Raw genomic sequence first — 722 nt, forward strand, 5'->3', positions numbered from 1 at the left:
GGATTGCGCCTGGATCGCCGTGGCGGATGCCCGCCGGGCGCTCGCGCTCGCCGCCGCGCGCCTGTCGGGCCGCCAGCCCGAGACCATCGTCACGGTGACCGGCACCGCCGGCAAGAGCTCGGTCGCCGACTTCGTCCGCCAGATCCTGGCGCGGATCGGGCGGGAATCGGCGAGCCTCGGCACCGTCGGCATCGTCACCAACCGCGGCGCCGCCTACGGCTCGCTGACCACGCCCGATCCGGTGACCCTGCACCAGACCCTGGCGCGGCTCGCCGACGACGGCATCACCGACCTCGCGATGGAGGCCTCCTCGCACGGCATCGAGCAGCGCCGCCTCGACGGCGTGCGGCTGGCCGCCGCCGGTTTCACCAATCTCGGGCGCGACCACCTCGACTACCATGCGACGGTCGAGGACTACCTCGCCGCCAAGCTCCGCCTGTTCGCGACCCTGCTGCCGGCGGGCGCGCCCGCCATCGTCAACGCCGACGGCGCCTATGCGGACCGGGTGATCGCCGCCGCGACCGAAGCCGGCCACGCCATCCGCACAACCGGCCGCGCCGGCTCCGACATCCGCCTCCTTGATGCCCGGACCGAGGGCTTCGCGCAGGTGCTCGACCTCGACGGCCGCCACGGCCGACGCCGGATCCGGCTGCCGCTGGTCGGCGGGTTCCAGGTCGAGAACGCGCTCGTCGCCGCCGGCCTCGCGCTCGCCACGCCCGCCC

At 75.1% G+C, this 722-nt stretch carries 1 protein-coding gene; it reads left to right on the top strand.

Annotation, left to right across the window (positions count from 1 at the left end; genetic code table 11):
* The coding region (locus FV230_RS28955; RefSeq protein ID WP_246695060.1) for a Mur ligase family protein at positions 1–722 on the top strand (722 nt) is incomplete at both ends.

Source organism: Methylobacterium sp. WL6, from assembly GCF_008040095.1.
Taxonomy (GTDB): domain Bacteria; phylum Pseudomonadota; class Alphaproteobacteria; order Rhizobiales; family Beijerinckiaceae; genus Methylobacterium.